We start from the raw sequence: 21,613 nt of genomic DNA on the forward strand, positions 1-21,613 counted from the left end.
TGGCGCCCCCGGTAGCGGGCACGCTCGGTCGAACGGAGAGCCCCAGGAGCAGTCCGGGCCCGTCCCGCATCAGCTGCGACTCGGCGCAGTAGAGCTAGCGCAGGACGTACCGGGTCGTGCGGTTCGGGGCGACCGGCTGCGGGCCCTGGAAGGCCACGGCCAGGGCGGCGGCGAAGCTCCGGAGAAGTCCGGGAAGAAGAGGGCCACGAAGGGGGCTGAGGGCGGCAAGGGCAAGAGCGGCAAGTAGCAGGCGAACCTGCGGGTACCATCACCCCGGGAGAAGGGGTCAGCACTTCGGCGCAGGCCTCCTTTTCGCGTACTGCCGGAGGAAGTTGGGCCAGTCAGCCCCTGCGCACCCGGGTCGGACATCTTGTGCTGGGGGTTCAGCTCGACCGCGAGCGGTCAGCCCCTGCACGCCCGGGTCGGACCCGCGAGCACGGCGGCGGCAAGCCCCTCAGGGCGGTCAGCCCCTGCACGCCCGGGTCGGACCCTTCATGAACTGGGGTTCTGCGTGGGCTTTGCGCATTCTTTGCCCTCTGTGGAGTTGTGGTCCGAGCGTGGTTGGGTGGGGGGCTGCCGGGGGATTACTCCCGCCGAGGTGACCCGTCGCCTGGTGGCGGTGGGCCTTCCCGCGTCAGCGCGGCCAACACCGGACGGGACTTCCCGGCGCGCTCCCGGTAGTACTGGATGCGCCGGCCTACGGGCAGAGCGGGATCCACAGCCATGCCATCAGCGTAGGGCCGCCGGGTCGATCAAGGCAGCCGGAGAACGGAATTGGGCACGCCTCGGATGCAGCCCCCTGGGGATTCCGTCACGGCGACTACAGTCTCGCCGTGACCGACTCCCCGCACGAAGCCCTGGCCCAGCCGCGCACCGCAGCCGGTGTGCTGTTCTTCGACGAGGAGAACCGCATCCTCCTCGTGAAGCCGACCTACAAGCCTGGTTGGGAAATCCCAGGCGGCTACCTGCACGCGGGCGAGCCCCCGAGCGAGGGCGCGGCCCGGGAGGTCGCGGAAGAGCTCGGCATCACCCCGCCCGTCGGCCGTCTGCTCGTCGCCGACTGGGCACCCCACCCCGCCGAGGGCGACAAGCTCCTCTTCGTCTTCGACGGAGGGATTCTCCCGGCCGCCGAACTCGACCGCATCACCGTCGACCAGGTCGAGATCGGCGCGCACTCCTTTCACCACGTCGACCAACTCGACGCGCTCCTCATCCCCCGGCTCGCCCGCCGAGTCCACGCCGCATACGCCGCCCGGGCACAGGGCGAGACTGCCTACCTTGAGCACGGCGCGCCGCACGCGCAGCCAGGGATCCTCTGACGGCACCCCCAGCAACCACTGGATGCGAGTAGGAGTGTCGTGCGTGCCGACCTGCGGCACCGAGCCGTCGCGACTCCATACAGCAAGCTCGCCGTCCGCCCCGAAGTAACCACGCCGGTCGTGGCCATCGACGAGTGGCCATGACTGGCTCGGTCATCGTTCGAGGCCCGGCTCGCACAAAGGCAGGAAGTGGATGACCGGTTCCTCATACGGATGAGCCGCGCGCACCGCTCGCAGCACAGCCTCAGCCCGCTCGGCATCGCAAACGGATTCGACCCTGCTCTCCTCGCCCGGCTCGTATCGCCCACTTCACCGTCGTAGGGCCGAGAACCAGGCAAGGGCTTCCATGTCCCCGTGACCCGCCAGAGGCTGGCGCACCGGGCGTAGTCGCCCACCCGCCCCGCGCCGGCCGCCTGGAGAGCATCGATCACCTTCTCGACATGACTCTCCGGGACAGATATCTCGATCTCCAAACGCGCCATGCCCGGACCCTGACAACCAGTGCCGGCCAACACTTTCGCAACAGGCCCTGGATCCCGAGATCCAGCCGTCCTGCGAGACGGCGGCTCCGCGCCGCGTCGTCACGCGCCGTCCGCGAGGTCGCGCAGCGTCTGCCGCCGGACCCACCAATCTTCGGCCGAACCGTATCCCCCGTCACAGCGGCGATGGAAAACGTTACGTACTGTGCTGACAGGCGAGTTGACGTCAAGTCAGCCAGCCGAACGCAGGACGCCTAGCGACATACGAGGAGAGGGCCCGACATGTCCCGACCAGCACACATCGCCATGGTGAACATCCCGGCACACGGCCACGTCAACCCCAGCCTGGAGGTGATGCGGGAGCTGGTCGCCCGCGGCCACCGGGTCAGCTATGTCAACGACCCGTCGTTCGCCGGGCAGATCGAATCCACCGGCGCCCGGCTCGTGCCCCACGACACGACCCTGCCGATCGCCAAGGGCGGGGTCGACCCCAACATCGGGGCCGGCGTGCACACCATGATCTTCGAGGAGGCGCAGGCGATGCTGCCGCGACTGCGCGAGGCCTTCCACGACGACCGGCCCGACCTCGTCCTGTACGACTTCATGGCGTACGCGGGCCGGGCGCTGGCCGACGGCTGGGGCGTGCCGTCCATGCTGATCTCACCGTCCATGATCATCCGGGAGGACTCCCACCTGGCGCGCTTCGAGATGGCGCGGGAGGCCTTGGAGGCGGAGAAGATCCCGGAACGGTTCGCGCAGTGGCTCGCCGACAACGGCGTGCCGGCGGGCGAACCGTTCGGGTACATGCTGCGCCCGGATCGCGGGCTGGCGCTCATCCCGCGGGTGCTCCAGCCCGAGATCGAGCTGGTCGATCCCCAGATCTTCTCCTTCGCCGGGCCCTGCCTCGGCGCCCGCGAGCACCAGGGCGGTTGGACCCGTCCGGAGGGGGCGCAGCAGGTGCTGCTGGTCTCGCTCGGCTCCACCTTCACCCACCAGCCCGACTTCTACCGCGCGTGCCTGGAGGCCTTCGGCGACCTGCCCGGCTGGCACGTCGTTCTCCAGGTCGGCCAGGCAACCGACCCGGCCGAACTGGGTACGATCCCGGCCAACATCGAAGTGCACCAGTGGGTGCCGCAGTTCGCCGTGCTCCAGCAGGCCGACGCGTTCGTGACCCACGCCGGAATGGGCGGGTGCAGCGAGGGCCTGTACTGCGGGCTGCCGATGGTCGCGGTACCGCAGGCCGCCGACCAGTTCGACAACGCGGACCGGCTGGTCGAACTCGGCGTCGCCCGCCGGCTGGACACCCCCCAGGCCACCCCGGAGGCGCTGCGCTCCGCCGTGCTGGAGCTGACCGGCGATCCGGCGGTGACCGCCCGGCTGGCCGAGCTCAGCCGCGAGGTCCGCGCCGGCGGCAGCGCGGCCAGGGCCGCCGACCTGGTCGAGGCCGCCCTCATCTGAACCACCCGTCCGCCACCGCCCCGCCGCCCGGGGCGGTGGCGGACACCGCACCGGCCGCCGGGCCCGCACCGCCGCTCCCTCCTCCCCAAGAGACCCTGTTGACCGAGATCATCCTCATGTCCGACCCGCAGGTGGCCGCCGTCCCCGTCCAGGACTGCGGCGAGCGTCTCCTGGACGTACGCGAGCACGAACTCCTGCTGGACGGCCGCAAGCACGACGACACCGGGGCGTTCGCCCACCTGCGGTCCGGCGTGCTCGACCGGCTCCTCGACGCCCAATCGCACCTCCCGGACGGCCTGCGGCTGCTCTTCGTCGAGGGCTACCGCCCGCCGGCCCTCCAGCGCCGCTACTTCGACGACTACGCCGCCGAGTTGCGCGCCGCGCACCCCAACTGGCCGGCCGCGCAGCTCCGATCGGCCACGAGCCGCTACGTCTCCCCGCCCGAGATCGCACCACACAGCGCCGGCGCCGCCGTCGACCTCACCCTGGCCGATGCCGACGGCCACGAACTCGACCTCGGCACCCGGGTCAACGCCAACCCGGAGGAAAGCGCCGGAGCGTGCTACACCGACGCCGCCGGCCTCTCCCCCGAAGCCCGCACCAACCGGCAACTCCTCAGCCACACCCTCACCCGCGCCGGCCTCGTCAACTACCCCACCGAGTGGTGGCACTGGTCCTACGGCGACCGCTACTGGGCCCTCACAACAGGCGCACCCGCCGCCCTCTACGGCCCCCAACACCGATAGCCCTCACGCGACTGCCCTCCCACGCCCGCCGCAAGCTCCGCCCGACCCGCCGGCGACAGGACGGGCCACCCAGAGCGCCCCGGGGCTCGGAAGCCCCGGGGCGCATTGGCTACCCGGTGATCCGTAAGACCCGGAGCCGTTAGCCGACGGTCACCACTCGGCCGGGTGGAGACGGACCAGGTGCGGGGTCAGGCCGACGAACGCCAGCGTCCGCACCTCGCCGAAAGTGGCCAGCCGATGCCCGACCTTCTGCACGGCGGACGGGCCGAACAACTCGGTGAAGTAGTCCTGCTGATCCGTGCTGAGCGGGAGGGCGCGGAGCGATCCCAGGAGCGCCGCCAACGCGTCCGGAAGCCGGGAGAAGCGTGCGGGTTCCGTCACGCCGCGGATCTCCACCACCACCGGAAACGGGCACGACGCCGCTCCCGCCTCCCCGCCGGCGGAAACCGGCTCCGTCCCGTCGTGATCCCGAAACGCCGTCATCGCGCCGACACCTCCCCCGCACGGCGCGGGTGCCACATGTGAACGCCCACCGTCTGTCCGTTGACCACGATGTTCCGCGTCACGGCCTTCCGCAGGCCCGCACCGCAGTAGAGGCATCGCGTCGCCGCCGATCCGAACGCCCGACCGTTCCTCATCTGGCACCGCTTCCCGGGCCGACCAAGGCCCAGACGATCTTTCCGAAGCCTTCGGGGCGGGGCGCGCAACCCCACTCCACGGACAGGGCCTCCACCAGGAACAGTCCCCGCCCCAACAGCTCGTCGGACACGGTCGACCGCCGGATCGTCGGCTTCTCGCTGCTCGCGTCGTGCACCTCGATGCGAAGATGGCCGCAGGTCAGCTCGAACCGGACAGCAATCTCCCGCCCCGGCGAAACCCGCCCGTGGACCACGGCATTGGACACCAACTCGGTGAGCACGAGCGGCCCGTCCATCGCGAGGGCCGCGCCGTCGGGAACCTCCGCAAGGAACTTCCGGAGGTGGTCCCTGGCCATGCCGGCGGACTTACGGTGCCGGGTGAGCATCGCCCCGAACGTGGTTATCCCGGCGCCCGACTCATTGGACTCAGCGTCGTCCCGGGATTCTCCCGAGCTGATCACGTGCACCACCCTCCCGATGCTCGACAGCGGCCGGAACGGGTCTTCCGGCCCGTGGCTCCAGGTTGCCGGGAGGCGATGCGGTCGACGTACCCAGGCTGAATACCCAAGGTGGATAAACTCACTGACAATCAACTTCGCTTCAGGGAAAACTGATCGACAGCGGGGGCAATGGTGACCGAAGCTCGCCTTCCGGACCGGCTTCCATCAGGTCTGCTCGCCAATCCTGAGATGATCGCCGCGTGCCGACAGCGGGACTTCGCCGCCGTATTCCGGCTGCTCAAACTGGTCGGCGTCTACCCGTCGCTCATCGCGCGAGCCTGCGACCTGACCCCGAGCCGTGTCGGCGAGGTAATGGCTGGGAAGCGGCGGATCGAGAAGATCGATCTCGTCGAACGCATCGCGGACGGCCTCCACATCCCGGGTCACATGGTGGGCCTGGCCACCCGGGATTGGGAGCAAGCAACTGCGCCGCCCCAGGCAAAGCACTGTGTGATCGAGCCCCATCTCGCCGCCGCAAGGCCCAGCCCGCCCGTCGACCCCGAGTTCTTCGCCTGCCACCTCCGCGAGGTGATGCCCGGCCACTACAGGACCGCCAACCTTCTGGGATCCCGCCACGCGCTCGACCCGGTCACCCGGCACGTCGAAGTACTCGACCGTCTCCAGCGATCCGCCGACGGGAGCGCCAGGGCCGAGATCCTCACCATCGGTGCCCGGACCGCCGAGTTCCTGGGCTGGCTGAACCAGGACCTGGGCGACTTCGACCAGGCCATGTACTGGTCGGACCGCGCCATGGAGTGGGCGCAGGAGTCCGGCGACGACGTCATGGCCGCCTACCTCCTGTTCAGGAAGAGCAACCAGGCGACGGCCCGCCGCAACGCGCAGCAGGCCGTCGGGCTGGCACGCGCCGCCCAACGCTCACCCGGGGCGACCCCGCGCATCCGAGCCCTGGCCGCGCAGCAGGAGGCCCAAGGGCACGCGCTCATGGGCAACCAGCGCTTCGCCCAGGCCAAGTTCGACGAGGCCCACGAGCTGGCCGCGTCACCGGACGACAAGCACCGCGACGATGTCCTCGACATGGCCTACTGCACGCCGACGTACATCGAGATGCAGCGCGCGAACTGCCTGCTCGAACTGGGTGACCCGCTCACGGCGGTGGCCATGTTCGAGGCCGAGCTCCGGGCGCTCCCTCCGGTGTACCGCAACGACCAAGGTGTGTACCTCTCCCGGCTCGCCCGCGCCTACGCGGTGTCCGGCGAGCCGGAGCAGGCTGCCGCGGCGGCGGACCGCGCGCTGTCGATCGCCATCGACACCGAGTCCGCGCGAGCGATGGCGGAACTGTCCGCCGCAGACAAGGCCCTCCGGCGGTGGAACACCGTGGCCGAAGTCGCCACCTTCACCGGCCGGTTGAAGCTGATGAGCGGCACGGCGCCCTCTCGACCTGCGACAGGCTGATGAGAGAGGGTGGGTCCATGGACGCACTGATCACGGCCGCCACCTCCGCGGACGAACGCCGGCGCGGCGCCAAGATCGCCGTACTGCCGGTCGGCAGCTTCGAGCAGCACGGCGACCATCTGCCGCTCACCACCGACACCGTCGTCGCCGGCCTGATCGCCCAACGGATCGCCGCCGACTACGGCCTGTTGCTCCTGCCGCCCATCACGGTGTCCTGCTCGCATGAGCACGCCCACATGCCCGGCACCGTCAGCATCAGCGCCGCCACGCTCTACGCCGTCGTCAACGACATCTGGAAGTCGCTCCAGGCGTCCGGCGTTCCCGGCCTGCTCATCGTGAACGGCCATGGGGGCAACTACGTCCTCTCCAACGTCGTCCAGGAGGCCAACACCTCCGGCCCGCGCGTCGCCCTCTTCCCGGTCCGCGAGGACTGGCACCAGGCCCGCGAGGCGGCGGGCCTGGTGAGCAGCGGCGCGGAGGACATGCACGGCGGCGAGTTGGAGGTGTCGCTCCTCCTTCACGGCGCCCCGGAGCTCATCCGCGACGGCATCGAGCAGGACGACCACTCCGCCCCCGAGCGCCCGCACCTGCTCACGCTCGGCATGGCCGGGTACACGAAGAACGGCATCATCGGGCAGCCCTCCCTCGGAACGGCGGCGAAGGGCCGAGCCCTCCTCGACAGCCTGTCCCAATCTGCCGCCGCGCATCTCTCGATCCTCGTGGGCGGCTGAGAGGCACTTCGGGCCCTGCCCCGGCTGGGGAAGGGCCCGAAGGGAAAAGCGAACAACCGCGAAGTGAGGCGTCAGGCCTTGGGGCCGGCGGACTGGACGACCTCGAAGGACCAGAGGGTGGAGCCGGAGGCGGCGGGGCGCTTGGGGGCCTCGCCCTCCGGGGCGGCGGGGCGGTGGGCGGCCTGCATGGGGCCCTCCATCCACGCCTTGAAGTCCTCCTCGCTGCGCCAGCGGGTGTAGACGAGGTACTGGTCGGTGCCCTCGACGGGGCGGAGGAGCTCGAACCACTCGAAGCCGTCCGAGTTCTCCACCGCGCCGGCGCGGGAGGCGAAGCGCTGCTCCAGGACCTCCCGCTGCTCGGCGGGAACCGTCAGTACGTTGATCTTGACGACGGACATGCCGCTCCTTCTGCTCCGCCGGGGCCGCGGGTGCGGCCGCCGGTCCGGTGACTGTCTGCGGTCAGCAGTCTCCTACACCTCACACCGCGCGGGTCGGGCGATCCGGGGCCTGTCGATCGTGACGCTCTGCGGCAACTTGCCCGAAGTGCAGGCGGAGAAGGTGCGTGCAAGCCTGGTTGGAGAACCCGAAATCCAACCGAATGGGGCACAGCCATGGGTATCGGCGACAAGTTCCGGGACAAGGCCGAGCAGTTGGAGGAGGAGGCGAAGTCGCGCCTCGGCAGCAAGCCCCCGAAGGGGGACGACGCCCAGCAGAAGGCCGCCCAGACCCAGCAGCAGGGCCAACAGCAGGGTCAGCAGAACCTGGACGACCTCCAGGACGACATCGACGACCGGAAGTAGCGGCGAGGACCGGGCGGGGACGGTCAGGGGTAGGCCCTCGACCGTCCCCGTACCCGTGCCCGGACCGCCGGGCCGCCTCGCGGGTCAGGCGATCCACGGCGGGAGGAGGCGCTCGGCGTCGCGGGGGGCGAGGCCGCAGGCGCCTTCGGGGGTGACGGCGTCGGGGTTGTAGGCGTGGGCGGGGGACGGCCCGGCGACGATGGCGGTGAAGCCGTCGGCTGTGGTGATCTGGCGGGCGAGGTCGGCGGGGAGGACGAGGGTGTCGCCGGCGGTGAGGGGCACCGGGCCGTCGGGGAGGGCGACGGTGGCGGTGCCGGTGAGCAGCGTCCAGATCTGTTCGACGTCCATGGCGTGCAGCGGGCCGCTCTTTCCGGCCGTCATGTCGACCTGCCACAGGGCGAGGGCGGTTGAGCCCTGGGTGGGTGAGGCGTAGGTGGTCATGACGGCGTTCGGCGTCTCGGTGCGACGGGCGTCGGTGTGGCGGATCACGGGCATGGCGAGGGAACCCCCTAAGATGGTCAATGGCGTTGTCCATATGGTCAATGAGGTTGTCTACCTATGTCAAGCGAGCCCGCGAGCACACCCACCAGCGCACCCACGAGCGCACCCACGAGCGAACCCGCCCCGCCCGGCTTCGAGTTGCCGCTGCGCCTGCTGCTCGCCTTCCGGACGATCATCGACGAGTTGCACGAGCGCATCGCCCGCGAGGGCCACCCCGACCTGCGGCCCATGCACGGCTTCGTCTTCCAGGCGATCGGACCGCACGGCACCACCGCCGTCGAACTCGGCCGCCGGCTCGGCGTCTCCAAGCAGGCCGCCGGCAAGACCGTCGAGAACCTGGAGCAGCTCGGCTACGTCGAGCGCGGCGGCGACCCGGCCGACGCCCGCCGCAAGGTGGTCCGGCTGACCGCCCGCGGGGTGGACTGCCTGGTCCGGTCAGCCCGGATCTTCGACGAGCTGCGCGCCGAGTGGTCCGCCACCCTGGGCGAGGAGCGCCTGCGCGAGGTGGAGACGGCCCTGCGCCTGCTCGCCCCCGGCGACCCGTTCCGCCTCGACACCCCTCGCTGGTTCGGGAGTCCGTGAGGGAGGATCAGGAGCGACACGAACCAGGGGCAAGCGGAGGGGGCAGCGGATGAGGCGGCCGGGACGGACGGTTGCGGCGGCGGCCGTACTGGTGCTCGCGGCGTGCTCCTCGCCGGCCCCCGAATCACCGGCCCCCGAATCACCAGCCCCCGAGCACATGTCCCCCGAGGCCCGCGGCTACCTCTCCGAGGCCCTGGACCTCATCCAGCAGAAGTCCCTCAACACCGCGAAGGTGGACTGGCCGAAGCTCCGCACCCAGGCCTTCGCCCAGGCGGCCACGGCCCGCACCCCGGCCGACACCCACACCGCGATCAGCGCCGCCGTCACCGCCCTCGACGACCACCACAGCCGCTTCTACCCGCCCGACCAGGCGGCGAGGGTCGACGCCGACCCGGAGGCAGTGAACGCCCCGACCACCCGGCAACTCCCCGGCCGAATAGCCCAGTTGACCCTCCCGGCGGTGAACGGATCGGAGCGCACCTACGCCGAGTACGTCACCCGCGGCCGTGCCGCCGTCGCCGAAGCGAGCGCCTGCGGCTGGGTGGTGGACCTGCGCAACGAGACCGGGGGCGGGATGTGGGCCCCGCTGGCCGTCGCGGCGCCGGTCCTCGGCGACGGCCCGCTGGGCGCCTTCGTCACCGCGGACGGCACCCGCAGCACCTGGTCGGTCCGCGACGGCGTGCCGTACCTGGACGGCGCCCCGCAGGCTTCCCCCGCCACCCAGCACGACAAGGCGCCCACCCACCACGGCAAGACGCCCGGAACGCCCGTCGCCGTCCTCACCGGCCGCGCGACCGGCAGCGCGGGCGAGGCGGTCGCCATCGCCTTCATCGGCCGCCCGGCCACCCGCAGCTTCGGCCAGCCCACCTACGGGGTGCCCACCGGCAACGCCGCCCACCGGCTGTCGGACGGCGCCGTCCTGCTGCTCACCGGCGCCGCCGAGGCCGACCGCACCGGCAGGGTGCACGAGGGCCCGATCGAGCCGGACGAGGCGGTCGAAACGGCCGACCCCCGCACGGACGACGACCCCACGCTCGCCGCCGCCGTCACCTGGCTCTCCCACCAGACCCCCTGCGAGGCGGGCTAGAACGACCGCCCCTCGCCCCGGTACGGCGGCTCGTGAGCCGGTCGGTCGGGGCGGTCGCGCCGGTCGGCGCAGAGGGTGGAACTGAGGCGGGTGAGCAGGTCGGCGAGGTCGGCGTACTGCTGCTCGTCCCAGTCGCCGAGCAGGTCGGCGAGTTGCGAGCGCCGGGCGGCGACCAGCTTGACGGCCGCCTCCGCCCCCGGTTCGGTGAGCCGTAGCGGCAGCCCGCCGCTGCGGACGGCGAGGCCCCGGCCCTCGACTTCCCGGACGGCGCTCTCGATGACGGCGATCGGGATGATCCGCCGCTCGGCGAGTTCGGCCGGCTCGACCGAGCCGTGGTGGTGCATCTGCAACAGCAGCCAGCTGGAGGCGGGTTGGAGGTCCAGCCCGGCCCCCTCGGTGATCCGCCGGAAGAGGTCGCGCCGGGCCTCGCGGGAGCTCAGCACCGAGAGCGCGCGGGCGATCTCGTCCAGCGACGAGCGTTGGACGGGGTTGAGGCCGATGGATCCGCTCAGGTCGGGCGCGGTGGCGGTGGAGCGCAGCTTCTGCTCGCGCAGGAACAGCGACAGCACGAAGGCGACCATCGCGACGGGCACCGCGTACAGGAACACCCTGGTGATCGACTCGGCGTACGCGTGGTGGACGGCTTCCTGGGCGACGGCGGGCAGCCGGGTGATCACCCGTGGGTCGGAGGTGACGGCCTCGGGGTGGAAGCCGGGCGGCAGCGGCAGGCCGGTGAGGGCGTCGGCGAGCCGGTCGCGCAGCCCGCTGGCGAACAGGGTGCCGAAGATGGAGACGCCGAAGGAGGCGCCGATGGAGCGGAAGAAGGTGGCGCCGGCGGTGGCGACGCCGAGGTCCTGGTAGCCGACGGAGTTCTGCACGATCAGCACCAGTACCTGCATGACCAGGCCCAGCCCGAGGCCGAAGACCAGGAAGTAGAGGCTCATCTCCGTGGTGCTGCTGTGCTCGTCGAGCCGGGAGAGCAGCAGCAGGCCGACGGTGGTGACGGCCGTCCCGGCGATCGGGAAGATCCGGTAGTGGCCGGTGCGGGCGACGATCTGGCCGGAGCCGATCGAGGTGAACAGCATGCCGAGCACCATCGGCAGCATGTGGATGCCGGACAGGGTGGGCGAGACCTGCATGACGACCTGGAGGAAGGTCGGCAGGTAGGTGAGGGCGCCGAACATCGCGAAGCCGACCACGAAGGAGATCACCGCGACCAGGCTGAACGTCCGGGAGCGGAACAGCCGCAGCGGCAGCACCGGTTCGCTGGCCGTCCGCTCGACCAGGACGAAGGCGAGCAGCAGCACCAGGCCGAGCACGCCGAGCCCGACGATCTGCCAGGAGGTCCAGCCCCAGGTGGTGCCGCCGAGGGAGGTCATCAGCACCAGGCAGGTGGCGACGGCGGCGATCAGCACGGTGCCGAGGTAGTCGATCCGGTGCCGGCGCCTGACCTCCTGCCCGTGCAGGACGGCGGCGATCACCACCAGGGCGACGATGCCGATCGGCAGGTTGATGTAGAAGACCCAGCGCCAGCTGAGGTTGTCGACGAACAGGCCGCCGAGCAGCGGCCCGAGGACGCTGGTCACGCCGAAGACGGCGCCGAAGAGGCCCTGGTACTTGCCGCGGTCCCGGGGGGAGACGAGGTCGCCGACGATGGCCTGGGTGAGCACGATCAGCCCGCCGCCGCCCAGGCCCTGCAGCGCGCGGAAGGCGATGAGTTCGCCCATGTTCTGGGCGATGCCGCAGAGTACGGAGCCGAGCAGGAAGATCACGATGGAGGCCTGGAAGAAGCGCTTCCGGCCGTACATGTCGCCGAGCTTGCCCCAGAGCGGGGTGGCGGCGGTGGAGGCCAGCAGGTAGGCGGTGACCACCCAGGAGATGTGGTCCAGGCCGCCGAGGTCGCTGACGATGGTGGGCAGCGCGGTGGAGACGATGGTCTGGTCGAGGGCGGCGAGCAGCATCGCCAGCAGCAGGGCGCCGATCGGCACCCAGAGGTTGGGGGTGGTGACCTCCGGCGGGCCGGGCTCGTACGCCGGGCTGCGGTCGGACGCGGCGCGCGAGTCCGTCATGGCGGCTCCGTAGGGTCGCGGGCCCCGGCCGAGGCGGCGGGCCCGTGCGGATGATCACTCCCAGCTCACCATGCTGTCAGAAATGCCCTGGTTTGCTCCCCCGGATTGAGCCGAACGTAGCCTCCGGGCCTGCCCGAGCGGACCCTCCGGGCCTGCCGACCCAGGACGCACCGAGCCGAGCCGACCACACCCACCGCACCGACCCGACCGCCGGCACCGGGGACATCCGCCGCCCCCCGACCGTTCCTCGGGAGACAACCGCCACCAACCGGCACAACACCCCCGCCCGGGTCCGGACGCCCCTGTCCCCCCTCCGGGACGTCCTGCATAATCAGGCGCGATCGTGAGCCCGGGAACCGCCCCGGGGCACGGAGACCGCCCGAGAACCGAGGAGGACCGGCCGATGCCGGACCAGCACTGCCCGACGTGCGGCACCGCACGCTCCACCGGGTGCGGCTGCGTCCCGGACCCGAGCCTCACCGAGACGGCCGTCCTCCCGCACCTCGAAGGCCCGCCGCTGGTCCGCCCGTACGTGCCGCAGGCGGTCGGCCAGGTCGCCGAGGAGCCCGTGGCGGACGTCCCCGCCGTCGACCCGTTCGCGACCGCCGTCCTGCCGCCGGTCGCCCCGGGACAGCCGGCCCCCGTCCACCCCGCCGCGCCCCCGCCCGCCGCTGCCCCTCCCGTGGTTCCCCCGCTGGGGCCGGACGCCGACGCCTACGCCACCACCGTGCTGCCGCCGGTGCCCGCCTCCGGGCCGGGCGCTTACGCGGCGGCGACGGCCCCGCAGGCCGCGTCCGGCGGCGACCTCGGAGTCTTCCCCTTCGACCACGCGACGCCCGGGCCCGAGCCGGAGCCCGTCGGCGGCCGGGCCGCGCGCAGAGCCGCCGAGCAGGCCGCGCAGAACCCGCTGGCCCGGCACAAGCTGCTGCTGGCCGGGGTGGGCGCCGGCCTGGTCGCGCTCACCATCGGCATCGCGTACGCGGTGACGCCCTCGCCCGCGCCGACGACCCGGCAGGCGCAGCCGCTGCCCACCACCCTGGCGCCCGCGCCGGTGGAGCCGACCGCCCCGGCACCGACGGACCCGGCCACCCCGCAGCCGACCAGCGAGGCGCCGAGTCCGACGTCGTCCCCCACCCGCAAGCCGAGCCCGACGAAGACGGCCACCCCGGCGCCGACGCCGACCACCCAGGCCCCGGTCGCCGCTCCCCCGGCCCCGGCTTCCGCCCCGACCGCACCCCCGACACCCACGCCCACCCCCACCACCGCGACGCCCTCGCCGACTCCGACGCCGACCCCCACCCCGACCCCGACCCCGACCACCCGGGTGCTCCAGATCGGGATGACCGGCGCCGACGTCAAGGACATGCAGCAGCGGTTGTGGGCGGCCGAGTGCGGATACGTCGACAAGTCGATGATCACTGGCACCTTCGACTTCTGGACCAGGTCGGTGCTCGGCGACTACCAGACCAGCAACCGGATCAAGGGCGAGACCTACGTCTACGGCCCGAAGACCCGGGCCGCCCTGGAGGCCGACCCGGGCTGCTGAGCCCCGCGAACAAGGGATCAGCCGGTGATCGCCCCGAAGATGCTGATGCCCGCCAGCACCACCATGATCGCCGCCGCGACCCGGATGATCAGCTTCATCGGCACGTACTTGAGCAGCTTCTGCCCGCCCACGATGGCGAGCCCGCCGACCGCGCACAGCGCCAGCCAGGCGCCGAGGCCGACGGCCAGCGGATCGGCGTACTTGGCGGCCAGGTTGGCGGTCATGATCTGGGTCAGGTCACCGAACTCGGCGACCGCGACGACCACGAAGCTGGCCCCGGCCACCTTCCAGAAGCTGTTCGAGGACGGCTCCTTGGCGGCGTGCCCCTCCTCGTCGTCACCCCCGCCGTGGAACAGCAGCATGGCCGCGCCGGCCAGGAACAGCACGCCGGTCACGCCCTCCACCCAGCGGTGCGGCAGCAGCGAGAGCAGGTGCCCGGCGGCGAGGGCGAGGACGACCTGAACGCCCATCGCGGCGGCGACACCCGCGAAGACGTAGCTGGCACGGTACTTGGTGCCGAGTACGAGGCTGGCCAGCGCGGTCTTGTCCGGCAGTTCGGCCAGGAAGATGATGCCGAACGTCAGCGCGGCCACGGTCAAACTCATCAGAAAGGGTCCCTCGGTCGGGCTGCCCGGCCTCCGCAGGTCCGTCAGGGGACGCTTCGGCCCGACAGCACTGGTCATGGTCACAGCACTGCGGCCGAAGGTCTCGCCGGCACAGACCCCGGAGGATCGGGTGCCCCGGGCGCCGGGCCCGTGAGGGCCAGTATGTCGACGGTCCGGTGGAGGGCTACTCCCCTTCAACGTGCTCAAGGGTACCCGACCGCGTCCGGCACCCAAGGCGGCCCGGTCCCCGCCCCCGTCCGGCACCCGCCCCGGCCCGGTACCCCGCGCTCACCAACCCACGCTCACCAGCCCGCGTTCACCAGCCCCCGGCCGACCAGCTCCAGCACCACCACGATCGCCACCGACTCCACCGCGAGCAGCCCGACCAGCACGAACAGCTGCACCGCCCCCGCCTGGACGGGCGAGGCGCCGCCGAGCAGCATGCCGACGAAGGCGCCGGGGAGGGTGACCAGGCCGACCGTCCGGGTCTGGTCGAGGGCGGGCACCAGCGAGGTCGCGGCGGCGGTGCGGCAGATCTCCAGCCGGGCGTCGCGGTCCTCGAAGCCGAGCGCCAGGGCCGCCTCCACCTCGCCGCGGCGCTGCCGCAGTTCGTCGAGGGCGCGCCGCCCGGCCAGCGAGGTGGCGGTGAGCGCGCCGCCGATCAGGATGCCCGCGACGGGGATGACGGACAGGCCCTTGGCCGGCAGCAGCCCGACGGCCAGCAGCAGGGCGAGCACCGGCAGCACGCCGGCGCCGATCGGCGCGGCCGCCCAGACCCAGCCGGGGCCGGGGGTCATCCGCCGCCCGGCGGTGCGCACCGCGACGGTGAACATCAGCAGCACGAACAGCGCCGACCACCAGAGCGAGCCGACCACCCAGCTGATCACCGCGGCGACGGCGGCCAGTTGCACCACCGCGCGCAGTCCGGCCCGCAGCACCGCGTGCCCGTGGCCGAGCAGGCCCCGGCCGGCGACCGCGACGGCGGCCAGCAGCAGGGCGGCGGTGACCACCCCGAGCATCGGGGTGACGGGTAGCAGCTGGCCGCCTGCGGCGGACAGGGTCACCGGTGTCAGATCCAGCTGGTGAACCACATCCGGTCCTGCCAGGACGTCATCGGGATCACCTCCGCCGTGTACAGCGGGTAGAAGAAGGCGAAGCAGGCGACGATGGCGAGCACGATCAGCCCGGCGCCGGCCGCGCCGATCCGGCGGCGTTCGGGGCTGCATCCGGCCGGGCCGAGGATCGCCCCGAGCATCTGCGCGACGGCCAGGCACAGGAACGGCACCAGGACGACCATGTAGAAGGAGAAGACGGTCCGCTCCTGGTACTGGAACCAGGGCAGGTAGATCCCGGCGACGGCGCACAGCACGGCGCCCGAGCGCCAGTCCCGGCGGAAGAACCAGCGCCACAGCAGGTAGACCAGGGCGAAGCAGGCCGTCCACCAGAGCAGCGGGGTGCCGAGGCCGAGGATCTGGGACGCGCAGCCGCCGGTGGCGGTGCAGCCGTGCTGCCCGTTCGGGACCTGCTCCCAGTACATGGAGACGGGGCGGCCGACGACCAGCCAGCTGAAGGGGTTGGACTGGTAGGTGTGCGGGGTGCTCAGCCCGGTGTTGAAGTCGTACATCTGCGAGTGGTAGTGCCACAGGCTGCGCAGCGGCGCGGGCACCCAGCTCATCGACACCTGCGGCAGCGGGACGCCGAGGAAGGTGTCCGGGGACAGGCCGGGACGGCCGTCGGCCCAGTGCCGGTCATACCCGCCCTCGCCGTTGCCGCCGCTGGCGAGCCAGCCGGCCCAGGCGCCGACGTACACCACCAGGGCGGAGCCGACCATGGCGAGGAAGGCGGGGACGGCGTCGCGGCGCAGCATCGAGCGCCAGGGGCGGCGGGCGCCGGCCCCGCGTCGGCCGGACTGGTCCCACAGGACGGTCAGCAGGCCGAAGGCGGCGAGGATCATCGCGCCGTTCCACTTGACGGCGCAGGCGGCGCCGAGGAGCACCCCGGCGGCGATCCGCCAGGGCCGCAGGCCGAGCCGGACGCGGTCGCCGTCGCCGTCGGTGATGCCGGCCAGCCGGGCGCGGACGTGGTCGCGGTCGATCAGGAGGCTGCCGAAGGCGGCGAGCACGAAGAACATCTGGATGCCGTCGAGCAGCCCGACCCGGCTCATCACCAGCTGGAGGCCGTCGACGGCCATCAACAGGGCCGCGGTGCAGCCGATCAGGGTGGAGCCGAAGAGCCGGCGGCCGATCCGGGCGAGCATCAGCACGGTGACGGTGCCGAGCAGGGCGGTCATGAACCGCCAGCCGAAGGGGTGCAGGCCGAACAGCTGTTCGCCGATCGCCATCACCCATTTGCCGAGCGGCGGGTGGGCGATGAACTCGGGCGCGGAGGTGAGCGGGATGTGCTGCGGGACGGCCAGGACGTCGGCGTTGGCGTGGTCCGGCCAGCTGCCCTCGTAGCCCTGCCGCAGCAGCGACCAGGCGTCCTTGGGGTAGTACGTCTCGTCGAAGACGAAGGCGTTGGGGTAGCCGAGGTTCCAGAACCGCAGGAGGCCCGCGAAGAGCGCGACGCCGATCGGCCCGAGCCAGCCGGACCAGTCGGCCGGCAGGCGGAGCAGCCGGCCCCGGGCCGGTGCCGGGGCGGCGGGGGCCGGGGCCTGGGCCGCCGGGGGGTGCGTGAGCGCCGCTTGCGTCATTGCCTCGCCGATTCGCCTGTCTCCTGTGCCGGCCGGGTCTCCTGTACCGACCGGGCCGGGCGGCCAACAGCCACTGACACTATGTGGCGGTGGTCGCGAAGCCAAGCGCGACGGGCGCCGACCAGGTGACCCGGTCGGCGCCCGTCGACACGCCTGTTCGATCGGCGGTCACGCCGCCGTCCGCAACTTCCCGCCGGCGGTCACGCAGCCGCCCACAGCCCCACGTCGGCGGTCACGCCGCCGTCTGCAACTCCCGGACGACCGTGGTGCGGACCACGGCCGGGGCCGCGTTGTCCTGCTCCGGCGTGAGGTACGGGCGCAGCCGCAGCGCCAGGACGACGACCAGCAGCGTGGAGCCCGCCATGGCCGCGAGGTAGAGCGGCCAGGTGCCGGAGCCGACCAGCAGCACGCCGACGGCCGGGCCGACCGCGATGGCGATCTGCTTCACCAGGGCGTACCCGGAGTTGTAGGTGCCGAGCAGCCGGGCCGGGGCGAGGTCGGCGACGATCGGGCCCATGGTGGGCGCGAGCAGCGACTCGCCGACGCCGAACAGGGCGTAGATCGAGACGATCGCGACCGTGGCGGCCATGGTCTCGGTCCGGATCAGGCCGGCCACCAGGGCCATCGCCCAGGCGCCGAGCCAGACCACGCCGGCCGCGGCCATCGCGGTGGTGCGGCGGCGGCGCGCGGTGATCCGCACCATGAACATCTGCAGGACGACGATGGTCAGCGCGTTGGCGCCGATCGCGAAGCCCAGGGTGGAGGGTGCGGTGCCGACGGTGTCGGTGGCGAAGGCCGCGACGCCGGACTCGAACTGGCCGTAGCAGGTGAAGAAGATCAGCCCGGCGAGCGCGCAGAGCCGCAGCATCGCCTTGTCGGCGACCAGCGCGCGCAGGCCGGTCGGGCCGTCGCTCTTCTCCTGGAGGGGGATCAGCGGGTTGGCCGGCATCCGGGCGGTGCCGGTGACCAGGGCCAGGCCGAGGAAGGTCGCCGCCTCGATGGTGAACAGCCGGGTGAGGCTGGCCGGGTCGGCGACGTTCACGATCTGGCCGCCGACCAGGGCGCCGATGCCCATGCCCAGGTTGACCAGGGTGAACTGGAGCGCGAAGGCGTGCGAGCGGGTCGCGGCCGTCGAGCAGCGGACGATCATCGTGGCGAGCGCCGGCTGGCAGGTGGTGACACCCGCGCCGAACAGGAAGGAGGAGACCAGCAGGGCCGGGGTGCCGGTGGCGTGGCCGAAGGCGAACGCGCCGGTGGCGGCGAGCGCCGTACCGGCCAGCAGGACCGGGCGGGGGCCGTACCGGTCGATGCCGCGACCGGTGAACGGCAGGACGGCGAGCGCCGCCAGCGCGAAGACGGTGAACACCATCCCGGCCGCCAGCGAACCCAGCCCGCGCACCTGGTCCACGTACACGAACATGTACGGCATCGTGAAGCCGCTGCCGAACGCGCTGAGCGCGTTGCCGATCTGGACGCGGCGCAGCGGGCCGCCCGCCCCGCGTCGCTGCCGCCCCTGCTGCTTCACCGTGCCGGTCACCGTGCACATCCCTTCCTGGATTCAACTGGATACTCTTAAGTCCAGAAGATTTCAGAGCTAAAGTTTGACAAGATAAATTCTTAGCACTGGAAGAGTGTGGAGTCAAAGGCTTAAGAGATGCACGCCCCCGTGCGACACTGGTCCGCATGACTACGGACAAGCCCCCGCCGGCCACCGCCAGGGAGCTCGGCATCACCGAGCAGGTGGCCGTCTACCAGCGGGAATTCCCCACCGTCGACCCCCAGGTGGAGACCATCGTGCAGACCCTGTCCCGGGTCGCCCGGCGGATGGGCGTGGCCTACGACCGGCAGCTGACTGTGCTGGGAATCACGGCCGCCGAGTGGGAGGTGCTCAAGGCACTGGTGGTCTCCGGCAGCCCGTACCAGCTCGGACCGGGCGAGCTGGCCAAGCGGCTCGGGCTCACCCCGGCCGCGATGACGCACCGGATCGACCGGATGGTGACCGAGGACCTCGTCACCCGGGAGCGCGACGAGACCAACCGGGTCCGGGTGATCATCGAGCTGACCGAGAACGGCCGCGACAAGTGGCTGGAGTCGATGCGGATGGCGGCGGTGTTCGAGGAGGAGCTGCTCCAGGACGTCACGGGCGAGGAGCGGGCCGTGCTGTCCGCGATGCTGGCGCGGATGCTGCGGCGGATCGAGGAGAGCCAGCCGGACGCGCTCGGGCGCACCGCCGACCTGGCCTGAGCCGCGCGCCCGGGTCGCGCCCCCGAAACGCAACGAGTCCGGCCCGCCGGGGGTGCTCCCCCGGCGGGCCGGACCGCTTGGTTCAGGTGCTGCGAGGGTCCGTCAGGCCCTCAGTCCGTGCCGCCCGAGGGGTCAGCAGGCGCCGTTGTCGGTCCAGACGCCCCACTGGCCGCTCTGGCTCGGGTCATCGCCCTTGGTCCACCACTTGTTGGTGTAGTAGTGGCCCTTCCACGAGACCTTGGTGCCGCCGGCCGCGTAGGTGGTGTTGGCGTCCCAGCTCGGGGCGGCCGGGCAGCCGGCCGGCGAGGTCGGGGTGCCGGTGGGGGTACCGGTCGGGGTACCCGTGGGGGTGCCGGTCGGCGTGCCCGTGGGCGTGCCGGTCGGGGTCTGGGTCGGGGTCGCCGTGCTGCTCGGGGTGCCGGTCGGCGGGGCCGGGCAACCGGCGGCGGAGCCGTTGGTGGCGTTCACCATCGTGTCGAACAGGCCGGTCTTGGTGCCCAGGTCGTACAGCGAGAAGGCGAAGGAGCCGCCGAGGCCGTTGCAGTGCGCGTAGTCGAGCTTGGCCTGGATCGACCGGGTGTCCTCGCCGCTCCAGAAGGTGTTGCCGTCGTAGAAGTACGTGGCCTTGGCGTCGTCGTCCCAGAAGGTCCTGGACGGGTTGTCGACGAAGCCCGCGAGCTCCTTGTACATCTGGATGCCGGGGACGTTGCCGGACATCGCCGCGCCGGTCGCCGGGCTGGCGGCGGGCTGGAACAGGCCGTTCTTGCCGTTGTTCTGGACGCCGGTCCAGCCGCGGTAGTAGAACGGCACACCCATGTTGATCTTGTTGGCGGGGAAGCCGCCGGGGATCCCGTAGTCCGCGTCGCCGACCGTCCACGCCTTGATGGCGTTGTCGATCGAGTACTTGCCGTGGCCCGGCTTGACCGGGGTCGACGGGTCGTTCGGGCCCGCATAGAGCGCGGCCTGGTGGTTGGTCGGCCCCTGGGCGTCCCAGCCGCCGTGCATGTCGTAGGTCATGACGTCGAGGAAGGTGAGGTACTGACCGATCTTGTCGGTCTCGACGTTCATGATCTTGTCCTGGCCGGCGCCGACCGCCGCCGACAGGGCGTAGGTCTTGTTGTCGGCCTTGCCCTGGGCGTCCAGCTGGGTGCGGAACTCCTTCAGCAGCGCCGTGAAGTTCTGCTTGTCGGCCGGGCTGGAGATGTTGCCGGTGTGGCCGCCGCCGCCCGGGTACTCCCAGTCGATGTCGATGCCGTCGAAGATGCCGGCGCCGGAGCCCGGGCCGCCGTAGCCGGCGTCGCTCGGGAGGTTGCCCTTGATGAACATGTCGAGGCAGGACGAGACCAGGTGCTTGCGCGAGGCGTCCGTGGCGGAGGCCGGCGAGAAGTACTTGGAGTAGGTCCAACCGCCGATCGAGAGCAGGATCTTGAGGTTGGGGTTCTTCGCCTTCAGCTTCTTCAGCTGGTTGAAGTTGCCCGCGATCGGCTGGTTCCAGACGTCACCGACGCCGTCGACCGAGATGTCCGCGCCGAAGCTCTTCTGGTAGTCGGCGAACGCGTCGGCCGCGCCGTCACCCGCGTTGGGGTTGTTGTCGTTCGTGTCGGCGGCCTTGGTCGCCTCGAAACAGCCCAGGTCGGTCGGGTGGATGTTCGCGAAGTCGTAGATCAGGTAGTCGAGCTTCCCGGCCACGCCGGTGTCCTGGATCGTCTTCGGGTAGTACGCGTTGGCGTAGACCGACCACTGGTCGTAGTAGGCGACCTTGATGCCGCCGCTGGTGGCGGCCGCGCCGGTGGTGTTGGTGGTCGCGGCGTTGGCCGCGGCGCCGCCGGTCAGCGCGAGGCCCGCGCCGAGCAGCACGGAGGCGGCGGTGCCGGCCGCGACGGCGGCCAGGCTCTTCGGGCGGCGTCGACGGCCGCCCGTCGGAGCCGGGGTCCCGGCCCTTTCAATGCGTGAACGCAGCATGGGTGCGTGACTCCTGGTTGTGGGGGTTTTCCGTCGTCCCGTGGGGGTGCGCCCGAGGTGGGGTCGGGCGACCGGGACATGACAGCTCAGTGCGGGGAATCGTGCGGGGAATCGAGCGGGATCAGCGGGATCGGGCCTGGACGGACACCGGGATGTGCCGAACCGGCGCCCACGGCACGAGGCCGTTGACGCCGGTTCAGGGGCTCCCTGCACCTGGGCAATAAAAATGGACTAGACCAAC

Annotated in this window: 20 protein-coding genes; 10 read left to right on the plus strand and 10 right to left on the minus strand. The window is 71.7% G+C overall.

Going from position 1 to position 21,613, the window contains the following annotated elements:
- Positions 1-833 precede the first annotated feature (833 nt).
- From AB0O19_RS34280 to AB0O19_RS34290, 3 genes are all read left to right on the plus strand, one after another.
- Positions 834-1,319 carry an NUDIX hydrolase gene (locus AB0O19_RS34280; protein WP_363625161.1) on the plus strand — a complete coding sequence of 162 codons (486 nt, stop codon included), beginning with the start codon at positions 834-836 and terminating at the stop codon, positions 1,317-1,319.
- A 761-nt stretch (positions 1,320-2,080) separates the two neighbouring features.
- A complete protein-coding gene (locus AB0O19_RS34285; protein ID WP_363625163.1) occupies positions 2,081-3,256 on the plus strand; it encodes a macrolide family glycosyltransferase in 1,176 nt (391 codons plus the stop codon).
- Positions 3,257-3,354: 98 nt separating this feature from the next.
- Entirely contained in the window at positions 3,355-4,002 is a 648-nt protein-coding gene (locus tag AB0O19_RS34290) for a M15 family metallopeptidase (RefSeq protein WP_363625165.1), read from the plus strand.
- 150 nt (positions 4,003-4,152) lie between these two features.
- On the opposite strand, the gene AB0O19_RS34295 is transcribed toward AB0O19_RS34290, so the two are convergent.
- Positions 4,153-4,383, minus strand: coding sequence for a hypothetical protein (locus tag AB0O19_RS34295; protein ID WP_363625167.1), 231 nt, complete (start codon positions 4,381-4,383; stop codon positions 4,153-4,155).
- A 253-nt stretch (positions 4,384-4,636) separates the two neighbouring features.
- A complete protein-coding gene (locus AB0O19_RS34300; RefSeq protein ID WP_363625169.1) occupies positions 4,637-5,110 on the minus strand; it encodes an ATP-binding protein in 474 nt (157 codons plus the stop codon).
- A gap of 159 nt (positions 5,111-5,269) precedes the next feature.
- On the opposite strand from AB0O19_RS34300, the gene AB0O19_RS34305 reads away from it, so the two are divergent.
- Both AB0O19_RS34305 and AB0O19_RS34310 read left to right on the plus strand, forming a co-directional pair.
- Positions 5,270-6,553, plus strand: coding sequence for a hypothetical protein (locus AB0O19_RS34305; protein ID WP_363625171.1), 1,284 nt, complete (start codon positions 5,270-5,272; stop codon positions 6,551-6,553).
- Between the two features lie 17 nt (positions 6,554-6,570).
- Complete coding sequence (locus AB0O19_RS34310; RefSeq protein ID WP_363625173.1) at positions 6,571-7,284, plus strand: creatininase family protein; 714 nt, start codon at positions 6,571-6,573, stop codon at positions 7,282-7,284.
- Positions 7,285-7,355: 71 nt separating this feature from the next.
- On the opposite strand, the gene AB0O19_RS34315 is transcribed toward AB0O19_RS34310, so the two are convergent.
- A complete protein-coding gene (locus AB0O19_RS34315; protein ID WP_363580788.1) occupies positions 7,356-7,682 on the minus strand; it encodes an antibiotic biosynthesis monooxygenase in 327 nt (108 codons plus the stop codon).
- Between the two features lie 213 nt (positions 7,683-7,895).
- On the opposite strand from AB0O19_RS34315, the gene AB0O19_RS34320 reads away from it, so the two are divergent.
- On the plus strand, positions 7,896-8,084 hold the full coding sequence (locus AB0O19_RS34320; RefSeq protein WP_363580777.1) for a hypothetical protein: 189 nt from the start codon (positions 7,896-7,898) through the stop codon (positions 8,082-8,084).
- 84 nt (positions 8,085-8,168) lie between these two features.
- On the opposite strand, the gene AB0O19_RS34325 is transcribed toward AB0O19_RS34320, so the two are convergent.
- Positions 8,169-8,579, minus strand: a complete 411-nt coding sequence (locus AB0O19_RS34325) for a cupin (protein WP_363625175.1) — start codon at positions 8,577-8,579, stop codon at positions 8,169-8,171.
- Between the two features lie 63 nt (positions 8,580-8,642).
- Between AB0O19_RS34325 and AB0O19_RS34330 the strand changes: the two genes are divergently transcribed.
- On the plus strand, positions 8,643-9,167 hold the full coding sequence (locus tag AB0O19_RS34330; RefSeq protein ID WP_363625177.1) for a MarR family transcriptional regulator: 525 nt from the start codon (positions 8,643-8,645) through the stop codon (positions 9,165-9,167).
- Between the two features lie 157 nt (positions 9,168-9,324).
- A complete protein-coding gene (locus AB0O19_RS34335; RefSeq protein ID WP_363625179.1) occupies positions 9,325-10,254 on the plus strand; it encodes a S41 family peptidase in 930 nt (309 codons plus the stop codon).
- On the opposite strand, the gene AB0O19_RS34340 is transcribed toward AB0O19_RS34335, so the two are convergent.
- Positions 10,251-12,323, minus strand: coding sequence for an MFS transporter (locus AB0O19_RS34340; RefSeq protein WP_363625181.1), 2,073 nt, complete (start codon positions 12,321-12,323; stop codon positions 10,251-10,253). The two genes, AB0O19_RS34335 and AB0O19_RS34340, sit on opposite strands and share 4 nt — an antisense overlap.
- A 403-nt stretch (positions 12,324-12,726) precedes the next feature.
- Here AB0O19_RS34340 and AB0O19_RS34345 point away from each other — a divergent pair, with 403 nt between their 5' ends.
- A complete protein-coding gene (locus AB0O19_RS34345) occupies positions 12,727-13,869 on the plus strand; it encodes a peptidoglycan-binding protein (RefSeq protein ID WP_363625183.1) in 1,143 nt (380 codons plus the stop codon).
- 17 nt (positions 13,870-13,886) lie between these two features.
- On the opposite strand, the gene AB0O19_RS34350 is transcribed toward AB0O19_RS34345, so the two are convergent.
- From AB0O19_RS34350 to AB0O19_RS34365, 4 genes are all read right to left on the minus strand, one after another.
- The gene (locus AB0O19_RS34350) at positions 13,887-14,477 is read right to left on the minus strand and encodes a TMEM165/GDT1 family protein (RefSeq protein WP_350878273.1); all 591 of its coding nucleotides are present in this window, start codon (positions 14,475-14,477) and stop codon (positions 13,887-13,889) included.
- A gap of 299 nt (positions 14,478-14,776) precedes the next feature.
- On the minus strand, positions 14,777-15,493 hold the full coding sequence (locus AB0O19_RS34355) for an ABC transporter permease (RefSeq protein ID WP_363580974.1): 717 nt from the start codon (positions 15,491-15,493) through the stop codon (positions 14,777-14,779).
- 50 nt (positions 15,494-15,543) lie between these two features.
- Positions 15,544-17,166 carry a phospholipid carrier-dependent glycosyltransferase gene (locus tag AB0O19_RS34360; RefSeq protein ID WP_363625185.1) on the minus strand — a complete coding sequence of 541 codons (1,623 nt, stop codon included), beginning with the start codon at positions 17,164-17,166 and terminating at the stop codon, positions 15,544-15,546.
- 232 nt (positions 17,167-17,398) lie between these two features.
- Positions 17,399-18,703, minus strand: a complete 1,305-nt coding sequence (locus AB0O19_RS34365; RefSeq protein ID WP_363625187.1) for an MFS transporter — start codon at positions 18,701-18,703, stop codon at positions 17,399-17,401.
- 146 nt (positions 18,704-18,849) lie between these two features.
- Here AB0O19_RS34365 and AB0O19_RS34370 point away from each other — a divergent pair, with 146 nt between their 5' ends.
- Positions 18,850-19,410, plus strand: coding sequence for a MarR family transcriptional regulator (locus AB0O19_RS34370; protein ID WP_363580762.1), 561 nt, complete (start codon positions 18,850-18,852; stop codon positions 19,408-19,410).
- Positions 19,411-19,542: 132 nt separating this feature from the next.
- On the opposite strand, the gene AB0O19_RS34375 is transcribed toward AB0O19_RS34370, so the two are convergent.
- Positions 19,543-21,372, minus strand: a complete 1,830-nt coding sequence (locus tag AB0O19_RS34375; protein ID WP_363580760.1) for a glycosyl hydrolase family 18 protein — start codon at positions 21,370-21,372, stop codon at positions 19,543-19,545.
- Positions 21,373-21,613 lie beyond the last annotated feature (241 nt).

Source organism: Kitasatospora sp. NPDC091276, from assembly GCF_040684355.1.
In the GTDB taxonomy this organism is placed as follows: Bacteria; Actinomycetota; Actinomycetes; order Streptomycetales; family Streptomycetaceae; genus Kitasatospora.